Here is a 23,082-nt window from a genome sequence, read left to right as displayed (position 1 = left end):
ATCCTCCTAACCTATAATGATTCTTTCTTCTGGATATTTAATCTGGTTCATGACCAAGGCTCTTTTCTGAGCCAAAGCAAAGGCCAGGGTCAAAGGTCCTACCCGTCCGCAGAACATCGTAAAGATAATGGCTAACCTGCCCAAAGAAGACAAATTAGGAGTAATACCCAGGGAAAGCCCAACTGTACCAAAGGCGGAGGTGACTTCAAAGAGGAGGGTTAGGACATCAGCTTCTTCCGTAATGGTAAGTAACCCGGTAACAGTCAAGACTAATAACATAGCCGTGAAAGTCATGGCTACCGCCTTTTGGATAATATCCTTGGGCAGAGTGCGCTCTTCCAGGGTAACGTGACAGTATCCTTTGAAAGTACTGGATACCGAGAGGATGATGGCCAGTAGAGTAGTAGTTTTAATGCCGCCACCCGTTGAGCCGGGTGAAGCCCCAATGAACATCAGCACGATAATAACTAATACGGTGGTATCCCGTAAATCGGGAAGGTTCACGGTATTAAAGCCGGCAGTCCTGGGCGTTACCGACTGGAAGAAAGAAGCAAGTACTTTAGCAACCGGATCCAGGCTTCCCAGGGTTTTAGGATTGGTGTACTCCAAAGCAAAGATGAACAAAGCACCTAAAAGAATCAAAACTCCCGATACTTTGAGCACAGCCCGGGAATGCAGGGTAAATTTACGTCCCCTGTTCACATAAGCATCCGAAAGAACAGCAAAGCCGATCCCACCCGTGATAATCAAGAACATAATGGTAAGATTAGTGGTAATATCGCCCTGGTAACGGGTCAGGCTGGAAAAATTGCCAAAGAGGTCAAATCCCGCGTTATTAAAGGCGGAAATAGCATGAAATACGCCAAAGTACAAAGCCTTCCCCCAGCCCAGGTCTGTAGACCAGCGCATGGTCAAAATCAGGGCGCCTAAAACCTCAATAACAAAGGAAATCTGGATAACATATTTAGCCAGGCGAACTATTCCTTCCAGGGAAACCTGGTTTAAGGCTTCCTGCAGGAGAAGGCGCTCTTTTAGGGTAATCTTGCGTCCCAAAATAATCGCGAAGAGGGTGGCGAAGGTCATAAAACCTAAGCCCCCCACCTGGATTAAAAGAAGTATCACGACCTGACCAAAGGTAGTGAAATATGTTCCTGTATCAACCACCACCAGGCCTGTTACACATACAGCGGAAGTAGCTGTAAAGAGAGCGTCAAGAAAGTTTAAACCCTGCCCGTTCAACGTTGCTACGGGCAAGGTTAAAAGCAGAGCCCCTATGAGAATAAGTAACGCAAAGCCCAGGACCAAAATACGCGATGGCGTCAGAAATTCCCCTTTTCGTTGTGGTTTCTTTTCTTGAGAGTAATTATTTAGAATAATGTTTTCCATAATACTTACCTACATAACAATAAGGGTTTCTAAAATTTCAAGAAGCTGATAGAGAAGAAAGATACCACCGGTTTTACCCACCATACTGTTGAGAATGCCGACAAGTTTACTTTTATGCAGTTTCACCTTGTCTTGATCCAGTTTCTTCTTGCTTAAAAGGTCGTATATTTGTTGTAATTCCTCTTTAATCTCCTTTTGTTCAATCTTTGGGAGATTAGTCTGATCCACATAGTTGACAATATCCTGGAAAGAAAGATGAAGCTTCAAATCCAGCTCCCCATTAGTGTCACAATGGAGGGAACAGTTGGGATGTAACTGAACATCAACACCGTCACTCAACACTTTTATACTATCCATTAGGATGGTAATAGCCTTGTCCAGACCTGACAAGTAGGCCTGGCGAATCTCCGCTAAGTCATGGCTTTCATCATCGTGGAGTTTTGGCGGTAGGTGATATTTAATGGAGTTAAATCTTTTTACCATCTCCCCCTGGGGGCCAAAGGCCCTTTCCAGGGTTTCCCTGGTTTTCTCCTGCCAAATTTGAAAATTAATATTATGACGGGAAAGTTCCTTAAGAGAATGGGCTGTTTCCACATGCAGCTTTAACGTCTTGACCAATAAGTCCCTGTTCACACTTGTCATCTCCTTGTTTCAATGAAAAGAAAAACCAGGCTTTATGAAAAGCCTGGAGGATTGATTCAAGCAAAGATAAGCGTACCTAAAGGCACACTTCTCACTACTTTTATCTCCTCCAACGCTTACGAGGTTAGCTGACGGATTCGGGCCGAAAGAGTTTAGCCCTACCTACCGTAGTAGGATTCACCCCAAAACTGTGGGTCCCCCGTTTCCCGTGGGAATTCAGCGCGTATTCGCTATTTACTGCATTATATAACGATTCGTACAGTTTGTACAGCGTTGGCTGGCTTGATCTCTGACATAGTTATTTTTCGATAAGTTTGGACTCTCTTAGATAAATCTGATATGGTGCTTGTTCCCTGCCGAGGAATATTTATTTCTGACCAAATAGATGTAAGTTGCCAAGGGCAATACTACAACTGTGATTAATTCGGCCAGACTTAAGTCTAACATACCGGTGCCCCACCTTTCCTCCCCTGGATTTAAGCTTTAAATTCGTCTTGTACACTTCTCCTTAAAGCCACAATTATTAGCATAATACTTTTCTTGTATAATTCAACGATTAAATTTTGTCCGGAAGATATAAACAATGTAACTAAAACCTGCTATACCAATCTAGCACCTTGAACGTCTGTTTCTCGTTCTTTATCACCCTTAATCACTGTCTTTAGAAAACGAAAAGCCCCCAAGTCACAGGAGTGGGAGCTTTTTCATGTCTTTTCATTGTTATTTAGCGGATGGCGTAATCCTCCGGCCAATTTCCGTCAATTCATTAATAAAACCGGACACAGGCCTGCCGGCAGCTATATCCCGGGCAATGTCTCTCAGGCGGGTAACAGTGTCGGCATCGGCGGTAACGTAAACGGTCTGGATATTTGGTACTTCATTTTTCACCACATTCGTTATGTCATTTTTCATTTGATTACTTAGCTGTCCTTTGACATTGGCATGTAAATCTACACCAACCCAGGCCTGGTTCCCGGAAATAACGACAGTAGCGGAGTTAATGTTTTGCATATCGGCAATCTTTTTAGCCAGCATGTCAGCCTTGGCATTTTCGTCAGCCCGCTGGGGTGGAGTTTGGGGTGCAGGGGCAGGTGCAGGTGCCGGAGCAGGCGGCGTAGGAGCCGGTCTCCGCTGCGGCGCACAGGCTGACGCGGTTATGATAGTAAACAGTAAAGTGAACACTAAAAAGAGTACTGCCCATTTCCTGTTAATCAGTTGCATATCATCACTCCTAATTATTTTATTTGATGTTTTCTTTAGTTTTCGCAAAGAGCAACAAATTATGTAACTCCGAAGGAATACCATAATTAAACAGAATTTTACCAAGAATTAAAGGAAAATATCTCAATGAGCAAGAATATGTTTAAAGAGCAATCTATCACTGTATTTGCATTACGTTTTACTAACAGCCGGAGGAGCGAAACGCTTATGACAAAAAAAGGTAAATTCATAGTATTGGAAGGCGTAGACGGGTCAGGCATTACTACCCAAACCAGCCTCTTAAGGACCTGGTTAGAGGAAAACGAAGCTATCTACGGCCGGACTTTTTTTACAAAAGAACCAACAGATGGCCCCGCAGGCGGGCAGATTCGACTGGCTCTGGCCAAAAGGCTTAAGCCTTTGGATGAAAGAATGATGGCCCTCCTCTTTGCTGCGGACCGCATGGATCATCTTTACTGCACGGGAGAAAATGAACAGAACAGCGGAATTGTCGCCAAACTGGAAAAGGGAATAAACGTCATTTCAGACCGCTATTACCTGTCTTCTTTTGCCTACCAGTCTCTGCAGGTAGACCTGGCCTGGCTGCGCCAGATCAACGCCTACTGTATCAAACCAGACCTCACAATCCTCTTGCAACTGCCCATCAGTGAATCTATAGAACGGAGAAGCCGGGCCCGTTTTCACGAGGAACTCTATGAAAGAGAAGATTATCTTACACAAATCAGCCGGAACTACCTGGAAATTGCGGGTAAACTGCAGGCTGAAGGCGAAAATATCTTGATTGTGAATGCCTTAAGGGATAAAAAGGATGTCTTCGCCGAAATACAGGAAGCCGTAAAAAAACTATTTACATAGAACATGCTACATGACTTAACTTCTAACCTCTAAAGTTCGCAGTTCGTAGTTGGCAGTGAGACTGCGTCCCAAACACCTAATTTAAGATAGTTATATGCTTTCTTAAATTACGAAAAAAGCCTGGACTTGTGTATCCAGGCTTCAATTGTTATTAACATTGAAATACATCTTTTAAAATATCATTGCCCTCATACAGGCCATTCCCAATCACGACGGTATCGACGTATTGTAGAACCTGGGCAACCTGCCGGGCCTGCCGGACGCCTCCTCCATAAACTAGATGAATCCTTCTCCGTCTCTGGCCCACAGCCTCCAGCAGCTCCATATCAGCGAAGCTACCGCTGAACTCTATATAGAATATAGGGAGATGCAGGATATTTTCTGCATAGTCAAGGTAGGCTAGGACATCCTCCTTCTCAGGAACAACGGCCGACGTCAATTCAGCCACGGCCGAATAGGGGTTAAACACCAGGTAACCCTCTACCGCCACCCTTGACCAGTCAATGAGATGCCCAAAAGATTTTAAAGCCCTTAAATGGGCGTCTCTCATCCATTCCAAATTTCCGGCATTCAGCACCAGGGGAATAAAGTAGTAATCGGCTTCCGGCGTGATACTTTCCAAAGAAGACACCTCCTGCAGCAAAGGCCCCCGGTAACCCGCCTCTTTGATTTGTTTTATGAGCTGCGAAGTATTAGTATAAGTTATACCCTGTGTCCCCCCCACTACGATGGCATCGAGGACCGGGCTTTTTACAAGCCTGTGGAGTTTGGTATTTTCCAGTGTTTTTTCAGGATCTAATTTGGCTATAGTTCGCCATTTAGACCAAGCAAAAGCCTTCGGCATAAATCCTCCATATTATTTAAAATCTCTCTATCACTTTTTTATATTAACACATTATACTTACGTGAAAAACTCGCCTCCCTAAGATCCACTGATGAGAACGAATACTAAAGAAAATATAGCAAAAGAAAGGAAGTAGACGCAAGCCCGGCTTGCGTCTACTTCCTTTCTTCAATGGTCACACTCATGTAAGCCGTTTTACCATTCCGGTGGATAAGTACAATCACCTTCTCGCCTATTTTAGCTTCCTTCACCGCCTGCTGGAGGTCTTCCGGTTTGGAGATGTGTTTCCCGCTAAACTCCAGGATGATATCCCCTCTCATAAGGCCTGCCTTCTCGGCAGGTGAACCCTCCTGTACGGCGCTGATCAAGACCCCATCCACCTTTTTGAGCCCGAAATATTTGGCAATTTCTTCAGTAACAGGCTGCAGGTAGACCCCTAACCAGGGCCGCACAACCTTGCCCTTTTCCAGGAGCTGGTCCAGCACTTGCTGTACAGTAGAACTGGGGATGGCAAAGCCGATACCCTGAGCATTAGCATTAATGGCTGTATTAATCCCCACCACTTCGCCGTTTAGGTTTAAGAGGGGGCCTCCACTGTTCCCCGGGTTAATGGAGGCATCGGTTTGGATAAGATCCTTAAACTCCCTCCCATCTATGTTAACTGGCCTGCCTTTGGCGCTGATCACACCTACGGTCACTGTATGATCAAGCCCATAAGGGTTACCAATGGCAATGACCCAGTTGCCTACTTTCATTTTATTCACATCACCAAATTCAAGGATGGGCAGGTCGTTTCCCGCTTCAATTTTGACCACAGCCAGGTCCAGTTCAGGATCGGCCCCTACAATTTTTCCAGGATAGGGTTCCTGGCGGCTGGTTAAGTACACTTTTATTTCCTCTGCCCCTTCTACCACGTGGTTATTGGTAAGGATGTAGCCATCCTTGGAGATGATGAAGCCGGAGCCAAGCCCGCTCCTCACCTGGGATTGGGGCTGGGGATTAACCCTGAAATTGTAGCCAAAAAACTCCCGGAAAAAAGGATCATCGAAAAAGGGGTCAACAGAGCGGCTCCTGCTCTTGGCAAGAGTCTCGATTTTCACCACCGCCGGTCCGGTTTTTTCCACAATCTGCTGAATGGTATCAGGGCTGAAAAAGGAAGCCGCTGTAGCAACCTGGGAAGACGTATCTTGGGCTAAGGCTGGTCGAACACTGCTCCAGGGCAAATCATAGCCCTTTACTGTAAGCCAGAAGCCGGCCGTAAAAATACCTCCCAGGAAAACGATTAATGTGTAAATCACAAGTAATTTGTTAACCCTTAAGCGATTCATGTAATGTCTCCCTCCTTAACCTGAATAGTACTTGTGAGCTCTACAAGGTTAAAAATACAGGCAAAACCTTAAAATAACCTGAGAAAAACAAAAGCATTTCATACCTTTCGGCCAACAGCGGTATTGCTTTTCCTGAAAATGGGAAAAGAAATTCTAAATATACTTCCCTGTCCTACCGTACTCTCCACACTTATTTCAGCTCCGTGTTCTACAGCAATCCAGCGGGCAATGGCCAAACCCAAACCTGTACCCCCGCCGGAGCGGGCTTTGCCCGCACGGTAAAACCGGTCAAAGATATGGGGCAAATCCTCTTGGGGTATGCCCGGTCCCTCATCGGCAAATAAGAGTTCAACCCTGTCTTCCTGCCGTTTTACAATTAATGTAACATTCTTGCCAGGCTGGGTATATTTAAAGGCATTATCCAAAAAAATGAACAGCAGTTGTTTAAAATAATCCACATCAGCTTTCAGCACCACATCTCCGGCCTCTTCCATCTCTATCCGGAAATGGTGGTTTTTACCCAAGAAACGGGCCTGGCGGGTTACCTCTTCCAGGACAGGCTTTAATTCCATTTCCTGCAGATTTAAACTCAAGCCCGAATCAGCCCTGGCTAAAGTCAAAAGGTCTTTCACCAGACGGGAGAGCCTTTTTGTCTCGGCAGAAATATCAAGAAGAACTTCCTTTTGCAACTCCGGACTCTCGTGAGAAAGCTGAAGAAGAAAATCAACATTTCCCTGGATAGAGGTAAGGGGTGTTCTTAACTCATGGGAAGCATCGGCCACAAACCTTTTCTGGGTCTGTAAAGATTCTTCCAGAAGACGGTAGGCCTCCTCCAAATTCTCCAGCATCTTATTAAAGGTTAAAGCCAGTTCCCCCAGCTCATCCCTGGGTCCTACATATTTCACCCTGCTGTGAAAAGCTCTATTTTCTCCAATAGTTTTAGCTTCCCGGGTCAGGTGGCCAATGGGGCTCAGCGCTTTCCCTGACATAAACCAACCCAAGGCCAAAGCCAAAAGCACAGAGATGAATCCACCAAATACAAGAATATTCTTCAAACGGCCTAAAGCCAGTGTCAATGACTTGAGGGGCCTGGCCACCTGTAAAAAACCAACGATTTCCCTTTCTACAATCAGCGGTTTGAGAATCATTTTAAATTTCTCTTCTCCTACACTGAAGGTTTGGAAAGCAGTTCCCTTTTTCAGCATTTCCTGTACGGCTTTTTCATCCACGGGCAGGGAATAATTCCCCAGATTTTTGGAACGTACGGCGATTTCCCCCTTGAGGGCCACTACCTGGAGATAAACATCAGGGGCCGCAAAGACCTCCACATCAGGCAGGACCACCTGTCTTAGAAAGAAAGGCAATGTGCCTACCACTTTTGTTGATTTAACGACTTCAGTGGCTTTAGCTTCAAGATAACGGTCTATTTCTGCCATTAAAGAGCGCTCTAGTAAAAAATAGACAGCACTCCCCAAAACAACCAGTACAGCCAGTAAAATGCCCGTATACCAGAGGGTCAAGCGCCAGCGAATGGGCATAGTGTTTCCTCCTACTCTTTTAAGACGTATCCCACACCTCTTACCGTATGGATCAGGCGGGTCTCCCCTGCCTCTTCCAGCTTGTGCCGTAAATAGCCGATATACACTTCCAGGACGTTGGATTCTCCTTCAAAATCCAAACCCCACACCGTATCCATCAATTTTTCCCTTGTTAAGACCTGGCGGGGATGGGTAATAAACAGGGCTAAAAGATCAAATTCTTTAGCCGAAAGCGTGATGGGACGCTTGTCACGCCAGACCTGGCGCGTAGCCATATTTACTTTTAAATCCTTGAATTCCAACACAGCCTCCTCTTTAGCACGATACCTGCGTAAAAGGACCCGCACCCGTGCTAACAGTTCCTCCAGGGCAAAGGGCTTAACCAAGTAATCATCGGCCCCGCAGTCCAGGCCTTTCACCCGGTCCTTAACCTCATCCCTGGCCGTCAGCATGAGAATAGGTGTATCGATGACTTCCTTTAAACGCTGGCATAACTCATAGCCATCCAACCCAGGAAGCATAATGTCCAGGATTATGACGTGAGGTTTTTCTTTCATCACCACATCCCAGCCCTGGATTCCATCTTCGGCGGCAGCTACCTCATACCCCGCATATGTGAGGCTGCGCATGAGCATGGCCCTGATCTTGGGGTCGTCATCAACGACGACAATTTTTTTAGCCTCCATCTCCTGTAGTTACCTCCCCATCCATTGTGTCAGCCCTATTCTACCATATGGAATTTTAAAATTGCCAGTCCAACAGGCCCCCATAGTTCCTTACACCTTCGCACATATGCCCATTGTATTTTCTTTGAACACCAATTGTTAATTTATTGTTAATTAGTTGAGGTGCCAGGCACCTCAACTTAACTCAGCTGAGAGTTAGGAGATAGTTTTACGGTTATACGGTTATAATAAGGTGTGGAGGTGGGTATATGCGTTTAATAGCGAGATTTCCTAATAAGGAGCAAGTAGGGTTTCTTGTAGATTCCCTTCGAAACAGCGGATTTGACCGCAAAGACATGATCATTAGTGACCTTGGGGAAGAACAGGAATTTAAGAGCATAGAAGATGCTGCAGAAGAAATGCCCCTCATAAAAACCGAGCTTGAAAGCTTAAGTAAAGTGGGAACTTTCGGCGACAGTATCAAAGGTCTTAAAGGCAGGGATGGGATTATCGTAGCCGTAGAGCTTCCCAAACATGATGCTACCAGGGTTCGGGAAATGATGGAGCAGTCAGGTGCGGTAGAGATTATCCAGGACTAAGTCTGGTGAAAATTGAATATAAAAACCCGGTCCCCCACAAGGGATCGGGTTTTTGTGTGCCATGTACAGTACAATATTTGTTTACGACCCAGGGGCAAACCTGTTAGGATTCAGGGCTTCCACATCCATAAAGGTTTTACCATCCATGACTAAATCGGCAATAATCTTACCTGTAACTGGAGCGAGGGCAATCCCATCACCCTCATGGCCGGCGGCCATGATAAAGCCTTCTAATCCTTTCACAGGACCTAAAAGGGGGAGCCCATCTGGTGTATAAGGTCTCAGCCCTCCCATGGTACGAATAAAATTAATCTCTTTGAGACCGGGAACCAGCCGGGTGGCATTTTTCAGGATTTCTTTAATCCCTTCCCGGGTGGTCTTCACATCATAACCCACGAATTCCCTGGTGGCCCCGATTAAGATATTGCCCTTTTCTGTCTGGCTCAGGGCCAGGCCCACGCCCAGCTGGATGGCTCGGCTTTCGGAGTTTTTAATGAGGTCAGGGTTATATTTGGCCACAATATACTGGGCCGAAAGAACATCCCCTGTAACATAGGGCGGCACGGGCTCAGTAATGATGATCTGGCCGCGGCGCGGTTTAATGGGTATATCTAACCCCACCATCCTGCCGATCTGGGGAGCCCAGGCCCCTGCGGCGTTGATGACTACGGGTGCATGAATAGGACCTTGGGTAGTCTCCACTCCCTCTACCTGGTCTCCTTTAAGGATAATACCTGTAACTTCCGTCTCCAGCAGAATCTCCGCTCCTAATTTTGTTGCAGCCCGGGCAAAGCCCAGGTTCAAGCGGATGGAATTCACATGGGCATCCTGGGGGCTGTAGGTAGAGCCCACTAAATGCTCAGCCAAACCTCTCTGTAATTTGGCAGCATCCTTTCTCTCCAGAATTTCCACCTGGAGTCCGATTTGCTTTTGCCTTGCTACGAAATCTTCCATGATTTTTAATTCCGACTCATTCTCAATCAGGATCATCCCACCCCGGTTGTGGTATTCGATATCATATTCCAGCTCCCGGGCCAGGGTCTGATACATTTCCCCACTGGCTAAGGCCAGTTTCAGGTGGATTCCCGGGTTTTTAGACTGGAGAATAATCATCTGGTCACAAGACCCCGAGGCCCCGGAAGCATGGTCATATCTCTCCGTCACCATAACTTTTTTACCCCTTTTAGAGAGGTAATAGGCAACAGCAGTGCCGATAACGCCCCCACCGATTACCACCACATCGGCTTTCCTGGTCATACTTCATCCTCCTCCACAAATTCACTGATCTTAGCTGTCCGCACGGGGGGACGCGAGGTGGGAGGAATAATCTCTGCCGGTTCCTTTTTTCCCGCCAGCATGCCGCTGATCAGTTTACGGCAGGTACGGCCCTGGCACAGCCCCATGCCGGCATGGGTACGTTTTTTGATGCCGGTCAGCGTTGTAGCCCCCTCCCGGATGGCCTGCTCTATCTCCTCTTTGGTAACCTCTTCACAGCGGCAGATATATACTTTATCAGTAGCATCTGACATCTTAACAATCCTCCTCCCGGCAAATGGTGCAAACCTCCAGGCAGTATGCTTTGGGAATTTCCACCGTGATAACGGAGGTCCCGTCATAGGCTTTGGGGTTTTTGACTTTAACCACTTTACCCTGTGTTATGAATTTTCCGGCCCGGTCTCCACAGAAAACATTCTCCCCTTCCCTGGGTAATGGGTAATATTCATAGGGGAACTCTACCAGAGCCGTAGTATCCGTATAATTTTTATGAATCTTAAAAATAGCCAGCCCGGGACAGGAGGGAATACAAATTCCACAGCCCGTACATTTATCAGCATCGAGAGCAGGCAGGTTGGTAATGGGCTGCCCCACGGTGATAGCCCCAAAAGGACAGGCCTTTTCACAGGGATTACAGGGAATCTCCTGTACACACTCAATGAAAGCCACAGGGCCTTTTTCCAGTCTTTCCTCACCGGGTCTTCCCGGGATACTGAGAAGTTCTTCTTCTGAAGGAATTCCGGTAAATTTTACGCCTTTATTCACGCTTGTCCCTCCCCGGAAATTTTTAGCAGTTCGTCTTTAGCCTGCCTTCTGCCTTCACCGAAAGGACCTGTTCTTAAAGTATTGAGACGGTCCCAAACCTCCTGTTTTAATTTGGCAGCCTCTTCTGGACTATATAGCCCCAGGGACTCGGCACAGGCAATACCGGCTAAACGTCCTTCTTCCATAGCCGAACTGGCTTCCTCCACACCGGTAATATCTCCCGCCACGTATAAACCGGGAACCGTTGTCTCCATGTTTCGGTCATGTTTGGGAACGTGGCCGCCTAAACGGGGAACAAAGGCAAACTCACACCCCAGCAACCAGGCCAATTCCGTTAAAGGACTCAAGCCTACAGCAATACACACTGTATCAACATCCAGCAATTTTTCACTTCCCGGTACAGGCTGCCATTTGATATCAAGTTCTACGATTTCCACAGCTTCAACCTGGTCATTGCCTATAACTCTCTTCACCGTGTGTGATACATAAATAGGTACACCGGCCCGGCGAATCTTCGCAGCATGAACGCCATAACCGCCGATTTGCGGCGCCGCTTCAATCAGACTTACTACTTTGGCGCCGGCCTGCATTAACTGATAAGAAACAATCAGTCCCACGTTTCCCGAACCCACCATGAGCACCCTTTTCCCAGGCAAAACACGATGAACATTAATCATGGTTTGGGCTGCCCCAGCTCCCATCACACCCGGTAAAGTACTGCCCGGGAAAGCCAAGGCATTCTCCGTAGCACCGGTGGCTAAAATTATTTTTTCGGCCTGGAGGCATTGTTCTCGCCCCTGGCTTAAATAACTAATGGTCATGTCAGGATAAATGGCAAATACCGGCGAATTGAGCAAAACTTCTACACCTAGTTTTTCCGTATCAGAAAGCAGTTGTTTTCCGATATTATAGCCCCTGATTCCGGCCAGATGCTCACGGGAACCAAAGAATTTATGAATCTGTTTAAATAATTGCCCGCCAGGTTTAGTATTCTCATCGATTAAAGTGACTTTTCCCCCGGCTTTTGCTACTTCGATGGCAGCGGCCAAGCCGGCAGGACCCGCTCCAATAACTACAGTCTGAGTTTTTCTCATTCCTCATCCCCCCATTTCCCGAGGCCTTTTTGGCTTTCAATCACCATACCGTTCCGGACGGGGGTAACGCAGGTACGTACATTAGGCTGTCCATCTACCGTCATAATACAATCCGTACACCGGCCTATCCCGCAAAAAATCCCTCGCGGGTTACCGTCTTTGGGAGTAACGCGAAATTTTCGGATCCCAGCAGCTAAAAGGGCAGCAGCGATGGGTTCGCCTTCCTTGGCAGGTATTTTTTTACCGTCTACCATGATAACCGCATCACTGGCTCTTGTGTCATCACCCAAGATAGGGTGTTTGTCAATCCGCATAGCATGACCTCCTGTCTCAAGGTATAAAGTCGATGTTTTTTCTTTATGTATTCTTAATGTATGCAATTTCTGTGCCATAGTACGTTAATACTGAAAAACCGCTGATAACAAGCTATAGCGAGTTCAACAAAATTCCACGGAATGATTAGACTTATAATTTTTAGAATAAAATAGCCGGGAAATTTCAATCCCGGCTCTTAAACCTTTATTTTTCCACTTTCTAAGATTTAGTATTATATTCTAGTTTTTATAATTTCTCGTATTTCTCTAGCTTATTATAAAGGGTAGCTAAAGAGATTTTAAGTTTAGCCGCAGCTTCCTTTTTGCCCGCCAGGCTCCTGCCGTATTTAGCCAGAGCCCGGTAAATCATCTGTTTTTCCAGTTCTTCCAAGGGTATAATTTCATCACCTTCCGCAATCTTAGACGGTTTTAAGTGGGTTTGCACCAATTCCGGGCTAATCACCTGGCTTTCTGACAAAATGATGACCCTTTCCAGGAGGTTCTCTAATTCCCTGATATTTCCCGGCCAATTATATTGAGAAAGCATGGCCAGGGCGTCAGGATCCAAAACACAATTTCTGCCCAGGCTTTTATTCAGGTTTTGCATAATGTACTGTACTAAAAGGGGGATATCCTCTTTTCTCTTACGTAATGGAGGAATATGGATATGAAGTACATTCAACCGGTAATAAAGATCCTGGCGAAACATCTCTTTTTCCACATGTTTTTGTAAATCATGATTGGTAGCGGCAATGATCCTCACGTCAATTTTACGGGTGTGATTGCTGCCTAATCTCTCCACTTCTTTTTCTTGTAAAACCCTTAAAAGCTTAGCCTGCAGGGCAATATTCATATCGCCAATCTCGTCGAGAAAAATTGTCCCTCCGTGAGCTAATTCAAATTTTCCCATTTTTGTCTTTAAAGCACCGGTAAAAGCCCCTTTTTCGTAACCAAACAATTCACTTTCCAGGAGATTTTCGGGAATAGCCGCACAGTTAACTTTAATAAAAGGGCCGTCTGCCCGTGGTCCATGGTTGTGTATAGCGTGAGCAAACAATTCTTTACCTGTACCGCTTTCACCCGTTATTAAAACGGTTGCCGCATTCCGCGCAGCCTGGCGGGCCATTTTGATACTCTGGAGAAATTGGGGATCTTTCCCGATCAGGTCATTAAAAGTATATTTGGCAGAGGCTAACTGGTGTATTCCTTCTTTTAAGGTTTTAATGACTTCCTTACTTTCCTCCAGTCTTTCCGCCATTCGCTTTATATCTGAAATGTCACGAAAGACCACCACTGCCCCTACCATTTGGTCATCCACCAAAATGGGAGAAGCGTTGGACAGGACCTCGATATTCGTGTCTTCAATTTTATTAAGTTTACCAAAAACGGGAGCCTTGGTACACAATACCTCTGCCAATGCCCCTTCAGGTGACACGTCAAAAACATTTTTCCCAATACGCTCCTCGCTGGTTACGCCAGTAATATCCGTAAATGATTTATTGATATAAAGAATCTGTCCATTGGCATCGGCCACCTGGACACCCTCCTGGGCTGCGTTCAAAATAGCCGCCAACTGTTCTTGCAGTTCTTTGACCTTTAGAAGTTTTTCCTGTTCGCTGACCAGATTCATCATGAGGTGGGCTGCCTGGGCTTCCATCAGTGCAGAATGATTATCCTTTAGGTGCCGGATCTTGCTCCGTATCTCAGGTGCATTGGTAGCCTCGATAATCACGTCCACATCTTCAAAATTAAGAAGTTGGGTTAAATCCTCAGTAGTAAAGATTCCTTTTGCCCTGGCTAATTTCATACCGGGAGCCTGGCTGTTGATATCCGCTATTCCTAAAACATGTACCTTATCCAGCATGAGGAGAACATTTAAAATAGATGTTCCCCCTTGGCCCGCACCAATAATAACGACATTGATATGATCCATCTTTCCACCACTATTCTTGTTCCTTAATCTATTTATAATGATACATTCATTAAAACACCTCTACAAGAAAACTACCAGAAATAAAGCCCCAAGGCAATGCTTGAGGCTTGACATCATCCTTATTGATTTTGTGGCGCAGGCCTTTCCTTAGCCTCTTCCCGGGAAAGCTGGGGCTCCGGGACACCTAAAGCCTCGGCCACTTTCGCATAGGCTTCCTGGGCCAGGTCGATGGATTTGCTTAAAGTACTGAGGGCCTTTTGGGGGTTATGGAAGCCCATGTCATTGGCGGCACTGACCCAATCCCAGTACCACTGGGCTTCTCTTTGCAGGGCCATGGCCCGCTGGAGCTTAGCCTGATCCGCACGGGGATTATTCTTTGCTGCCACTAAGGCCTTGATAACCTTGGCATTGGCCCAGCCCGCCCTGTCCAAAGCCTCTTTCACCCGGTCCTGGGTATAAAAGACCCGGGCTTTCAGTTCTTCCACACCCCTGCGGTGGCAGACGGTACAGGCCTCTTCCATATGTTTTAAGGGTGAAGTCATCCAGTGGGAGGTATATTTAACATTACCCTCCACGATAAAGGGCATATGGCAATCGGCACAGGAAAGACCCGCTGTCTGGTGAACGCCGCCCATAGACATCTCATAATCGGGATGCTGGGCCTTCACCATGGCGTTACCTGTATCGGCATGGGTCCAATCACTAAAACCGATTTCCTGGGAGTAGGCATAGACCTGCTCCGGGTCAGTTCCTTTATCCCAGGGGAATCTCAGTTTTTTCGTATCCTTTTCAAAATAGTATTCCACATGGCACTGGGCACACACCAGGGTGCGCATTTCCTGGTGGGAGACCTTGTCGATATCCTTACCCATGCGCTGGAAAGCCTCCCGCAAGGCGGGGCGGGTGATTCTCAGGCTCATATCGGCGGGATTATGGCAGTCGCTGCATCCGATACTCTCGGTCATGGTAGCTGCCACTTCTTTAAAAGGTGCGCTGTAATAAGCATCTCCCATATTAACTATAGTCTGAGGTACCTGAGTACTCTTACAGGTGAGGCAGACGGCAAAGGCCGGTTTTCTCCCTGTTTTCGTCACATCTCAATACACTCCCGTCCTTCCATATTGACATTGCGCAGCAAAGTGCCATGACATTCTAAACAGTTCTCTTTGACGATTCTTTTTGTGTTTTTTTTAGCCTCCAGCACCAGCGGCGTTTGCCCGGTAAAAAAAACATAAGAATCCCACATCCCTGACTTAGCTTTATATAAGGGCTTCAGCACCAAGTTATGCGGTACATGACAGGTATTACAATTGGCCACTGGGCTGTGGGCCGAATGTTTCCACACTTGATAAACAGGCTGCATGACATGACAGGAGGCGCAAAATTCCCCACTGTCCGTAAGGCGCACCGTTAATTGGCTCCAATACTTAGCACGGTAATATAGACCAAATTTATGCAAAAACTAAAACAGGAAGAAGAAAAACCAGAGGAATTATGGTTATAGCAAGAATTTTTATTAGAACTGCAAGCAAAATATCCCACCGCGGAACGAGATTTTAGCTTTACCGGCTGTTACGCCCCTTTCGATGGTGAAATAATTTTAAAGAGGTACTGTCCAGCATTGCTGATAGTACCTCTTCCCTTGCGTTAATTTCCCTTTTTCCCCAGTTGCAGCATTTCCAAGATTAAGCCGCATTTTACTCCTATAATCCATTTTTTATTCGACGAACGTGACGACTTCTTTCTGAAACAAGTTCTTTAAACTCCATAAAAATTAACCCGTCCTTTCTCTTTCACTTTCGCCCCAGCATATACATACGTTACTATAACAATTACCATTTTTTTTAATATTTTCAACGGGAACATACTTAATATGTGAACATACTTATAGTCCTAGACCAGTCTGCCCACAACCTGCCACGGCACAAGCCACTTTACGTTCTTAAGAAGGCTCAGGGTTTCCGAAGGTACAGCGGCTAAAAGACAGGTAGCAGGTCCCGCTGATTTTTTGACATTGAGAGTCACCTTATGATCTAGTTGAAAAACAAGGCCAGCCGTTCCCGCCAACTCCCGGCATTCATAAAGAATACCTTTGGACCCCACAGGCAGCAGTTCGTGGACATATCCCCACTTTAACAAGTTCTTAACAAGAGAGGGTTTGGCTACTTCCGGGTCATCAGGGCCGCCGGCTGCTACCTCCGGCCCCACTTTGGGCAGGCCAAAGGCGATTACTAAATCTTCTTTCTGCGCTTTGCCCAATAAAAGGTCCTTTTGAGGGACCAACCCCACGGCCACTACACCTACCCCTGTTTGCCGTGTAGGGACATTTTCCTCGGTACTGCCGTTTAAAACCAGGGCTGGGTCTATGCCTGCCAGCACCAGTTCCCGGGCCATGCCCTCGATAATTTCTTCCCCATAAGGAACCATTTCCACGGCCAGGGTATTATAAAAAGCTACAGGTTCCGCTCCGGCCGCCAGGACCTCCATGAGGGGAACCCTGGCAGCAGCGCGTCCTACAAAATAACTTGATACTTTGACCACATCCAGCTCCTTAGCACCGATTGCTCCCAGGGAATCACAGGCTGTCACCAGTACCATCTCCCCGGGCAAATCTAATAGGCTCAAGTCCCGGATTCTTTTAATAATGGGCATGTTCCTCACCTTTGAATATTCTGTTGATGCCTGGTGCTTTGGCTAAAAGAGCAGCAGCAATAATGTTGAGGGCAGAGGCAACGAGCAAAGGCGTAACAAGGCCATAAAAGATCCCGGGGCCCATTATAGGAATGAGAGAGGCAGGAGCCCCTACCCCGTTTAGGATAATAGCCGCACCCATGGCAATAACAGGATTGGTTTTCTTGAAAAGGTAACCGAAGACGAGAGCACAGATACCCATTTCGGCGGCAATTAAGAGGTGAATAGGCAGGGACAAAGGAAAGCCTGCCGTTAAGGCGGTAAGCAAATGACCCAATGCTGCTACCAAAGCTCCCTCCCGCCAGCCCAGAGCGGCCGCGGCAAAATAACCCGGCAGCGAGTCCAGAGCCGGTGTCCCTGTAATACTGGGGATTTTAATGTGGGCCCCTACGGTGCTCAAAGCCACCAAAAGCCCTACACGCACCACCTGGCGCACATGAATTTTTCCTGCACTTCCTTCCATAACTTTTTGTGACATAATAATACCTCCTTGAATTTTTTTGGTTCTTGGGGTCAGGCTTGCGTAAGTGCATAACTTCGAGAGACAAAAATAATAGTCCCCAGTCAATACATCATTGACTGGGGACTTTACCATCATCCCAAGTTTAATTACCCCTTTTCCGCGAAAGGGAAATCCAACTGACTGGCAGGTTTCCTGGCTTCCAGATCACAGCTCTCTTCAGCCTTCCCCGGCATATCGCCCAGTGGCTCTCATTGAAGGTCGCTCCCTGGTTACAGTGACGGGATCGCCCAGGACTCGCACCCGGTTCCCTACACCGAATCAGCATGTATTTAGTTTACAGCATTTATTTATTCTCCTTCAAAGAAAAAATTCCTGCCTTGAGTATTAAATTATATTTTAGCTTTAAAACAATTATTACATGTGGTAGCAATAGAGTTGATGAATACATATAAATATGCGAAAATATAGTCGTATAATATTTCAGCATAAATACGCATATAATTTAGAAAGGAGATTTAAGCGATGGGAGGATTTATTTTGCCGAAGGAGCAAAAACCTTCTTTTACCAGTGACCAAATAGTTAGTGTCACCGATATACAGCGAAACTGGCGAAAAGTAGTGGAACCAAAACTTAAAGAACAGCCCTTTTTATTGATGTTTTCAGGTTCCGAACCTAAGGCCTCTTTTTTGAATTACGAAAAGTTTGAGGAACTTTGGGCAAAAGCTCAAGAAACAACTGAGTTAGAACTCAAAATGGAACTGCTTTGCCGCTTATTGGCCAACAGTACCGGTGAAAAAGCTCTTATCCCCTTAAAAGACGTATTAGCTAAAAGTACTATAACCGCAGATGACCTGCAGGAGGCCCCCGATGCCCAGCTTGAAGATGAGTGATTTAATCCCGGATAACATAATGTTTTATCCGGAAGCCATGGAAGATTTTTATTGTCTGGATAAGGGCCGTCAGATCATGGTAATCAAGGTACTGCAAAAAATATCGTTAGCGCCCAGCAAATTGGGTAAACCTTTGGAAAATCATCCGAATAGGCCCCTGGCGGGATTTCGCAGCACATATGTAGACAATAAATCTATCCGTATTATCTGGACTGTCAAAAACTCGGGAATAGTAGAAATCGCTGTAATCGCCGGCATAGCGGAACGCAATGATTTATTAGCCTATACACTGGTTGCCAGTCGTAGACAAGATATTTACAAGTTCATAGAAGAATTGTTAGAGAAAAGATGATGGCTCGATTTTCCTACTACGAAAATAAGCTTTTTAATTTTGCTTTGAAAGCCCAACTGCGATGCTGCTTCTTATAAAATGAGGGATATCCCTACAAGGGAGCCATGCCCTGTCTCATTAAAAACAAGCAAAAAAGCGTGAGAGTGTCTCATTTATAACAGTCTCAGGGGCACGTTCTATTAATTCGGCCCCACGTGCCAGGTAGTCCACGGATTTTACCTGCTCAACCATTATGTATCCTGTGACCTTTTTGCATCCGGATATTTCTACATGGAGCGGATAATCCCTCCTGGAGGATGTAATGGGACATACTACAGCAAGACCTGTCTTATTATTAAAGAAATCGTTACTGATAACAATGGCGGGTCTCCTGCCTTTTTGTTCATGTCCTGACTGCGGAGTAAAATCCAGCCAAACCATATCTCCCTTTTTCGGTATATAGCCCATTTAAAGTTCCTCTCTTCCCTGTGGACTACCCCAATCCTCACCCGGCCTGTAATCACCGTTATAACCATCAAATAACTCTTTTAAGTCATATTTTTTTAACGGGGATATTACGTGGCGTATCACAATGCTTTTATCTTCAACAACGATTTCAACTTCGTCCTCCTCGGAAAACGATGCCTGGTTAAGGATATGTTTTGGTATCCGAATTCCCTGGCTGTTACCCCATTTTTGAAACCTGGTAATCATAAAAACACCTTCTTCATGGTCGTATATACGTTGTATATACATAATATATACAACTCGCAAAACTGTTGTCAATATCCTTCGGGGTCCGACTTGCGTAAGTGCGTTTTTCTGCAAACTCTCTTCTATGGCTACTGCAAAAGAAAATGAATCGCAATCATCAAGTACATAATTATAGGCTCCGGTTACCCCCTGTCTGACTTAATCCGAATTAACAAAAAGAGAAGGCAGTACATAAAAGTACTCCTTCTCTTTTTCGTTTGAAGGGCTAGTGCCATAAGACGCGCGACCCTTTTTCTTTACCAATAAAAATCTACTGTTTCCCGCTCGATCAGGGTTATGCGGTTTTCCTTTAGTACTCTCTCTGCAGATTCGGCATCACTTACCCGTATGATGACAATGGCGTTCTGGATATTCCGGGCTATAAAGGCATATGTATATTCCACGTTGATTCCTGCATTTTTAAGCAGGCTTAACATTTTGGCCAATCCACCAGGTGTGTCTGCTATTTCGACAGCTATAACTTCCGTGAGCACCACACTGAAACCTGAAGCTCTGAGCAGATTGTAGGCCTTCTCGGTGTCGTTGACTATCATGCGCAGAATTCCCGAGTCTGAGGTTTCTATAATGGAAAGGGCCCTAATATTTATATCATTCTCGCCCAACAATCCCGTTAAATCCGCCAGACTTCCCACTTTATTCTCCAAGAACACAGTAAGCTGTTTTATTTTCAATTTTGCCAGCTCCCTTCTCTTTTGCTTTATTATAGCAAATGTATAATCCCCGTAGAATAAAAAACGTGTTATAAAATCTATGGTAGACCTAAGACCTCACCAACTGACAAACTCAGGTAAAAGAAAAGGCCAATGATTGTTTATGCAATCACTGGACTTTTAAGTATCTCGACAAAGAGTTTATAAATTAAATAACGGGGAACTTTCCTTAAACTCCAGTGGTAAAAGTAATCCGGCATAAAGTCTGATTCGAACAATATAATTAAGATTAACTTTCTCTAGAGTTACAAGTATTTTGTTATTTTCTTCATTTAATCCTACTGTATTTACTGGTATCCCTTGTTTTCTAAGGTCCCCTATATTAACCCTGTACTTTAATTGTAACAATGTTTCTTTATCATATATTATGTTATGCTTATTCTCCTGTACTATATATAAACAAGTAAGAATAAGGGTTGTTAATACTAATATCATTATAAGTTTCTTAAACATTACCATCCGTATACCAAATCAATCTACTTAAATTTACTTCTGATAAGATATCTTACCTCTGATAGAACGTGAGGATATAGGAACAAAAGCAGCGTCGCTATGTCTAGGTTGTATTGGATTTCTGGAAACAGTACCTACTTGAGAGCTATATGACTGACCAATTCGTTCGCCAACATAGCCCCCATGACCAGCAATTACAATCCCTTTATTTCCATTATTGTCCAAAACACCAAAGCTTAATGTCGATTCTTTAAGTTTATCCATATTAAAGACTTGAACACCACCAATTAAGGGATCATAATTTGCGTACCTATCCACATTTTCGAGAGGTTCTCCTTTTTCAATTATAACATCTAGATCATTACCTACAATACTCTTTATCGCATTAACAGTGAAATCATCAATTCGTTTTACTTTTATATCCAATCGGTATACCTTCCTAAATTCACTCCCTTCACGTCCCAAAACGGAATTTGTCTGTCTAAAAGTGTAATTTTTTTATAAAATATTACCTACACAAAAAAAGAAGGCAGTACATCAAAGTACTCTCTTCTCTTTTTCGCTTCTGTTATCTAAGCAAGATTCTTCCCAAACCTCTTTTTCAATTCCTAGGCTTTTTCAGTCGTGACCAGAGCTGTTTGCTTGGTGTTAGCCAGTATCAGTTCATAAGTAGATCGCTCTTCACGTGTCACCATGACAATACTCCTCATATCCAGGAAATGGAATTTATGATTATCCTGTACCATCAGTTTTTGCAGGCTGCCAAAATAAATATTAACAAAAAAATTGTCTCTTATGAGGGGGCTATAAAATATTCACTAATCCAGGGGCTGATGTTGACGGCATGGAAGTAGCTAAGGAAGGCTCATTGCTACTTTGTTTATAAAGGTACAATCTATTTCAGTATCTTTATATTTTTGAAGATGTCATTAATGTGCCCATAAATAGAAGGGACCACGTTTGCGTATTTTTTTAATTCCTCTTCGGTTAAATCAATATCTATTGGGGCAATAAAATAATAAACATGCTTTTCATTTTGTCCAATTATATAAGCCTCATTAAAGCTGTCACCTTCTAATTTTCTTATGTTTTTATACTCCTCAAGCGACCAAAACATAATTTTAAATAGTTCAATTTCTCGCTCTGATGATAGTTGATATGAAAAAATAACCTGGTTATTGTCTTCGGTAATTTTACACTTATCTTTCCAGGTTTCAGGTATACTGACCTCGATTTCATTTTTTAATACTATTGAATGAAAGGTGACGGGGGCAACAGAAGGATTGTTGTCTTGCTTCTTGTGTTTGTTATAAACTCCACAGGCACTGATAAAAAGAAGTAATGTAATTAAAGCTATTACTTCCATTTTTTTAATCTTGCTTTTAATCAATATCCACACTCCTAAAAGAATTTTCTAACACTATACTTAACACTATATTATATACCAAGAAGGTGTTATTTTAATTAGCTGAGTACTTCCATATTTTATCTGTTGTAAATTACTAGTTTGTATAGAGGTTGACTGCCAACGACATCTACAAGGTTTCGGTAAGTTCCCGTATTGGGATCTATGCAGCCATAATCCATTAAGCTGGTTCCCTGGCCGTATACAGCCTTTACTACAACATAATGTGTTCTACCGTTAGTCTGAACAAAACCTAATACTACAGGTTTATTTTGCTCCATGGCTACCTGTGCATAACTGAAAAATGTATTAAGTGAAGGATTGTTTATGAGGGTGTTGATACCGGAAATGTAGCCGCTTCCTCCCCGACCAGCAACCTCTGTCCAATATAAGGGGCATGCGTAATTTCCCATATCAATATTAAATATTTTGGGAGTAGTGTTTTTTCCATAGTAGGCTGCAACCATTGTTGAAGAGGTTAACGCGCAACCGGCATTACCAATTGTTTGATTTTCAGTTTTCATGAGGTCATTCTTCCAAGACAAATCGTTCTGACTGAATGCAGGAACAGGCATATTAATGTTATAAGGGGGGAGCAGTAAGCGAACACGGAAATCTGCTGTCCGCGCAACATCTCCATAAATGTTGGGAGTGTTTTGAGTAAAATCAATCACCTGTGGTTGTTTCGGAGCTGCAAGTGTATCTAAAGAGGATACCATTAATCCAACCAGCAATAGGATAGCATATAATTTTTTCAAGTTTTTTCCCTACCTTTCAAAAATTAATTTGGTTTTGAATACCACACCTTCTTGGTACTAATTAGACAAATAAATCTATAAAAGTTCTAGTGGGTGGAAAACTTTTATGTTTTAGTACGAAAATAACCCTATCAAATAATCAATATG

Annotated in this window: 29 protein-coding genes and 2 riboswitches; of the genes, 4 read left to right on the top strand and 25 right to left on the bottom strand. The window is 44.6% G+C overall.

What is annotated here, in order from left to right:
* Positions 1–6: 6 nt before the first annotated feature.
* From BR63_RS00425 to BR63_RS00415, 4 genes are all read right to left on the bottom strand, one after another.
* Entirely contained in the window at positions 7–1,386 is a 1,380-nt protein-coding gene (locus tag BR63_RS00425; protein WP_081908266.1) for a TrkH family potassium uptake protein, read from the bottom strand.
* Positions 1,387–1,395: 9 nt separating this feature from the next.
* Entirely contained in the window at positions 1,396–2,019 is a 624-nt protein-coding gene (locus BR63_RS00420; protein ID WP_034424555.1) for a hypothetical protein, read from the bottom strand.
* A gap of 107 nt (positions 2,020–2,126) precedes the next feature.
* Positions 2,127–2,260, bottom strand: a riboswitch (cyclic di-AMP (ydaO/yuaA leader).
* A 92-nt stretch (positions 2,261–2,352) separates the two neighbouring features.
* Complete coding sequence (locus tag BR63_RS19700; protein WP_276568935.1) at positions 2,353–2,475, bottom strand: hypothetical protein; 123 nt, start codon at positions 2,473–2,475, stop codon at positions 2,353–2,355.
* A 273-nt stretch (positions 2,476–2,748) separates the two neighbouring features.
* A complete protein-coding gene (locus tag BR63_RS00415) occupies positions 2,749–3,249 on the bottom strand; it encodes a YhcN/YlaJ family sporulation lipoprotein (protein WP_051966108.1) in 501 nt (166 codons plus the stop codon).
* 207 nt (positions 3,250–3,456) lie between these two features.
* Here BR63_RS00415 and tmk point away from each other — a divergent pair, with 207 nt between their 5' ends.
* The gene (tmk, locus tag BR63_RS00410) at positions 3,457–4,104 is read left to right on the top strand and encodes a dTMP kinase (protein ID WP_051966105.1); all 648 of its coding nucleotides are present in this window, start codon (positions 3,457–3,459) and stop codon (positions 4,102–4,104) included.
* 151 nt (positions 4,105–4,255) lie between these two features.
* Here the strand turns inward: tmk and BR63_RS00405 are convergent, their stop codons facing one another.
* From BR63_RS00405 to BR63_RS00390, 4 genes are all read right to left on the bottom strand, one after another.
* Positions 4,256–4,948 (bottom strand): geranylgeranylglyceryl/heptaprenylglyceryl phosphate synthase, encoded by a 693-nt coding sequence (locus tag BR63_RS00405; protein ID WP_034424554.1) that lies wholly within the window; start codon positions 4,946–4,948, stop codon positions 4,256–4,258.
* A 155-nt stretch (positions 4,949–5,103) separates the two neighbouring features.
* Positions 5,104–6,276 carry a Do family serine endopeptidase gene (locus tag BR63_RS00400; protein ID WP_034424553.1) on the bottom strand — a complete coding sequence of 391 codons (1,173 nt, stop codon included), beginning with the start codon at positions 6,274–6,276 and terminating at the stop codon, positions 5,104–5,106.
* A gap of 98 nt (positions 6,277–6,374) precedes the next feature.
* Positions 6,375–7,814, bottom strand: a complete 1,440-nt coding sequence (locus tag BR63_RS00395; RefSeq protein ID WP_034424552.1) for a sensor histidine kinase — start codon at positions 7,812–7,814, stop codon at positions 6,375–6,377.
* A gap of 11 nt (positions 7,815–7,825) precedes the next feature.
* On the bottom strand, positions 7,826–8,500 hold the full coding sequence (locus BR63_RS00390; RefSeq protein ID WP_034424550.1) for a response regulator transcription factor: 675 nt from the start codon (positions 8,498–8,500) through the stop codon (positions 7,826–7,828).
* Positions 8,501–8,748: 248 nt separating this feature from the next.
* Between BR63_RS00390 and BR63_RS00385 the strand changes: the two genes are divergently transcribed.
* Complete coding sequence (locus BR63_RS00385; protein ID WP_034424548.1) at positions 8,749–9,078, top strand: hypothetical protein; 330 nt, start codon at positions 8,749–8,751, stop codon at positions 9,076–9,078.
* An 81-nt stretch (positions 9,079–9,159) separates the two neighbouring features.
* Here BR63_RS00385 and BR63_RS00380 read toward each other — a convergent pair whose 3' ends face one another.
* From BR63_RS00380 to BR63_RS00335, 10 genes are all read right to left on the bottom strand, one after another.
* Positions 9,160–10,335 (bottom strand): NAD(P)/FAD-dependent oxidoreductase, encoded by a 1,176-nt coding sequence (locus BR63_RS00380; RefSeq protein WP_034424546.1) that lies wholly within the window; start codon positions 10,333–10,335, stop codon positions 9,160–9,162.
* Complete coding sequence (locus BR63_RS00375; protein ID WP_034424544.1) at positions 10,332–10,607, bottom strand: (2Fe-2S)-binding protein; 276 nt, start codon at positions 10,605–10,607, stop codon at positions 10,332–10,334. The genes BR63_RS00380 and BR63_RS00375 overlap by 4 nt, the downstream gene beginning before the upstream one ends.
* 1 nt (position 10,608) lies before the next feature.
* Entirely contained in the window at positions 10,609–11,118 is a 510-nt protein-coding gene (locus tag BR63_RS00370) for a 4Fe-4S binding protein (RefSeq protein ID WP_034424541.1), read from the bottom strand.
* Complete coding sequence (locus BR63_RS00365) at positions 11,115–12,212, bottom strand: NAD(P)/FAD-dependent oxidoreductase (protein WP_034424539.1); 1,098 nt, start codon at positions 12,210–12,212, stop codon at positions 11,115–11,117. The genes BR63_RS00370 and BR63_RS00365 overlap by 4 nt, the downstream gene beginning before the upstream one ends.
* Complete coding sequence (locus BR63_RS00360) at positions 12,209–12,526, bottom strand: (2Fe-2S)-binding protein (protein ID WP_034424536.1); 318 nt, start codon at positions 12,524–12,526, stop codon at positions 12,209–12,211. The genes BR63_RS00365 and BR63_RS00360 overlap by 4 nt, the downstream gene beginning before the upstream one ends.
* Positions 12,527–12,773: 247 nt before the next feature.
* On the bottom strand, positions 12,774–14,459 hold the full coding sequence (locus BR63_RS00355) for a sigma 54-interacting transcriptional regulator (protein WP_034424533.1): 1,686 nt from the start codon (positions 14,457–14,459) through the stop codon (positions 12,774–12,776).
* A 119-nt stretch (positions 14,460–14,578) separates the two neighbouring features.
* The gene (locus BR63_RS00350) at positions 14,579–15,553 is read right to left on the bottom strand and encodes an ammonia-forming cytochrome c nitrite reductase subunit c552 (RefSeq protein WP_051966103.1); all 975 of its coding nucleotides are present in this window, start codon (positions 15,551–15,553) and stop codon (positions 14,579–14,581) included.
* A complete protein-coding gene (locus BR63_RS00345) occupies positions 15,550–15,867 on the bottom strand; it encodes a NapC/NirT family cytochrome c (RefSeq protein WP_051966101.1) in 318 nt (105 codons plus the stop codon). Before BR63_RS00345 ends, BR63_RS00350 begins: the two co-directional genes overlap by 4 nt.
* A 485-nt stretch (positions 15,868–16,352) precedes the next feature.
* Complete coding sequence (locus tag BR63_RS00340) at positions 16,353–17,111, bottom strand: AIR synthase related protein (RefSeq protein ID WP_034424530.1); 759 nt, start codon at positions 17,109–17,111, stop codon at positions 16,353–16,355.
* Positions 17,098–17,628, bottom strand: coding sequence for an ECF transporter S component (locus tag BR63_RS00335; RefSeq protein ID WP_207724742.1), 531 nt, complete (start codon positions 17,626–17,628; stop codon positions 17,098–17,100). The genes BR63_RS00340 and BR63_RS00335 overlap by 14 nt, the downstream gene beginning before the upstream one ends.
* Before the next feature lie 150 nt (positions 17,629–17,778).
* Positions 17,779–17,947, bottom strand: a riboswitch (cobalamin riboswitch).
* Positions 17,948–18,150: 203 nt separating this feature from the next.
* Between BR63_RS00335 and BR63_RS00330 the strand changes: the two genes are divergently transcribed.
* Positions 18,151–18,504 (top strand): hypothetical protein, encoded by a 354-nt coding sequence (locus BR63_RS00330; RefSeq protein ID WP_243270039.1) that lies wholly within the window; start codon positions 18,151–18,153, stop codon positions 18,502–18,504.
* Entirely contained in the window at positions 18,482–18,856 is a 375-nt protein-coding gene (locus BR63_RS00325) for a hypothetical protein (RefSeq protein WP_051966099.1), read from the top strand. The genes BR63_RS00330 and BR63_RS00325 overlap by 23 nt, the downstream gene beginning before the upstream one ends.
* Before the next feature lie 117 nt (positions 18,857–18,973).
* Here BR63_RS00325 and BR63_RS00320 read toward each other — a convergent pair whose 3' ends face one another.
* The 7 genes from BR63_RS00320 to BR63_RS00290 form a co-directional block, all read right to left on the bottom strand.
* Positions 18,974–19,303, bottom strand: a complete 330-nt coding sequence (locus BR63_RS00320; RefSeq protein WP_034424525.1) for a type II toxin-antitoxin system PemK/MazF family toxin — start codon at positions 19,301–19,303, stop codon at positions 18,974–18,976.
* A complete protein-coding gene (locus BR63_RS00315) occupies positions 19,304–19,549 on the bottom strand; it encodes an AbrB/MazE/SpoVT family DNA-binding domain-containing protein (RefSeq protein ID WP_034424522.1) in 246 nt (81 codons plus the stop codon).
* 296 nt (positions 19,550–19,845) lie between these two features.
* Positions 19,846–20,280 (bottom strand): ACT domain-containing protein, encoded by a 435-nt coding sequence (locus tag BR63_RS00310; RefSeq protein WP_034424520.1) that lies wholly within the window; start codon positions 20,278–20,280, stop codon positions 19,846–19,848.
* A 525-nt stretch (positions 20,281–20,805) separates the two neighbouring features.
* A complete protein-coding gene (locus BR63_RS00305; protein WP_034424515.1) occupies positions 20,806–21,198 on the bottom strand; it encodes a hypothetical protein in 393 nt (130 codons plus the stop codon).
* Between the two features lie 182 nt (positions 21,199–21,380).
* Complete coding sequence (locus BR63_RS00300) at positions 21,381–21,518, bottom strand: hypothetical protein (RefSeq protein ID WP_153802153.1); 138 nt, start codon at positions 21,516–21,518, stop codon at positions 21,381–21,383.
* A 149-nt stretch (positions 21,519–21,667) separates the two neighbouring features.
* Positions 21,668–22,162 carry a hypothetical protein gene (locus BR63_RS00295; RefSeq protein ID WP_034424513.1) on the bottom strand — a complete coding sequence of 165 codons (495 nt, stop codon included), beginning with the start codon at positions 22,160–22,162 and terminating at the stop codon, positions 21,668–21,670.
* Between the two features lie 95 nt (positions 22,163–22,257).
* A complete protein-coding gene (locus BR63_RS00290) occupies positions 22,258–22,935 on the bottom strand; it encodes a C39 family peptidase (RefSeq protein WP_034424510.1) in 678 nt (225 codons plus the stop codon).
* Positions 22,936–23,082 lie beyond the last annotated feature (147 nt).

The organism is Thermanaerosceptrum fracticalcis (assembly GCF_000746025.2).
In the GTDB taxonomy this organism is placed as follows: domain Bacteria; phylum Bacillota; class Peptococcia; order DRI-13; family DRI-13; genus Thermanaerosceptrum; species Thermanaerosceptrum fracticalcis.
Note: the sequence above shows the minus strand (reverse complement) of the source record. Positions and strands in the feature narration are given on the sequence as shown.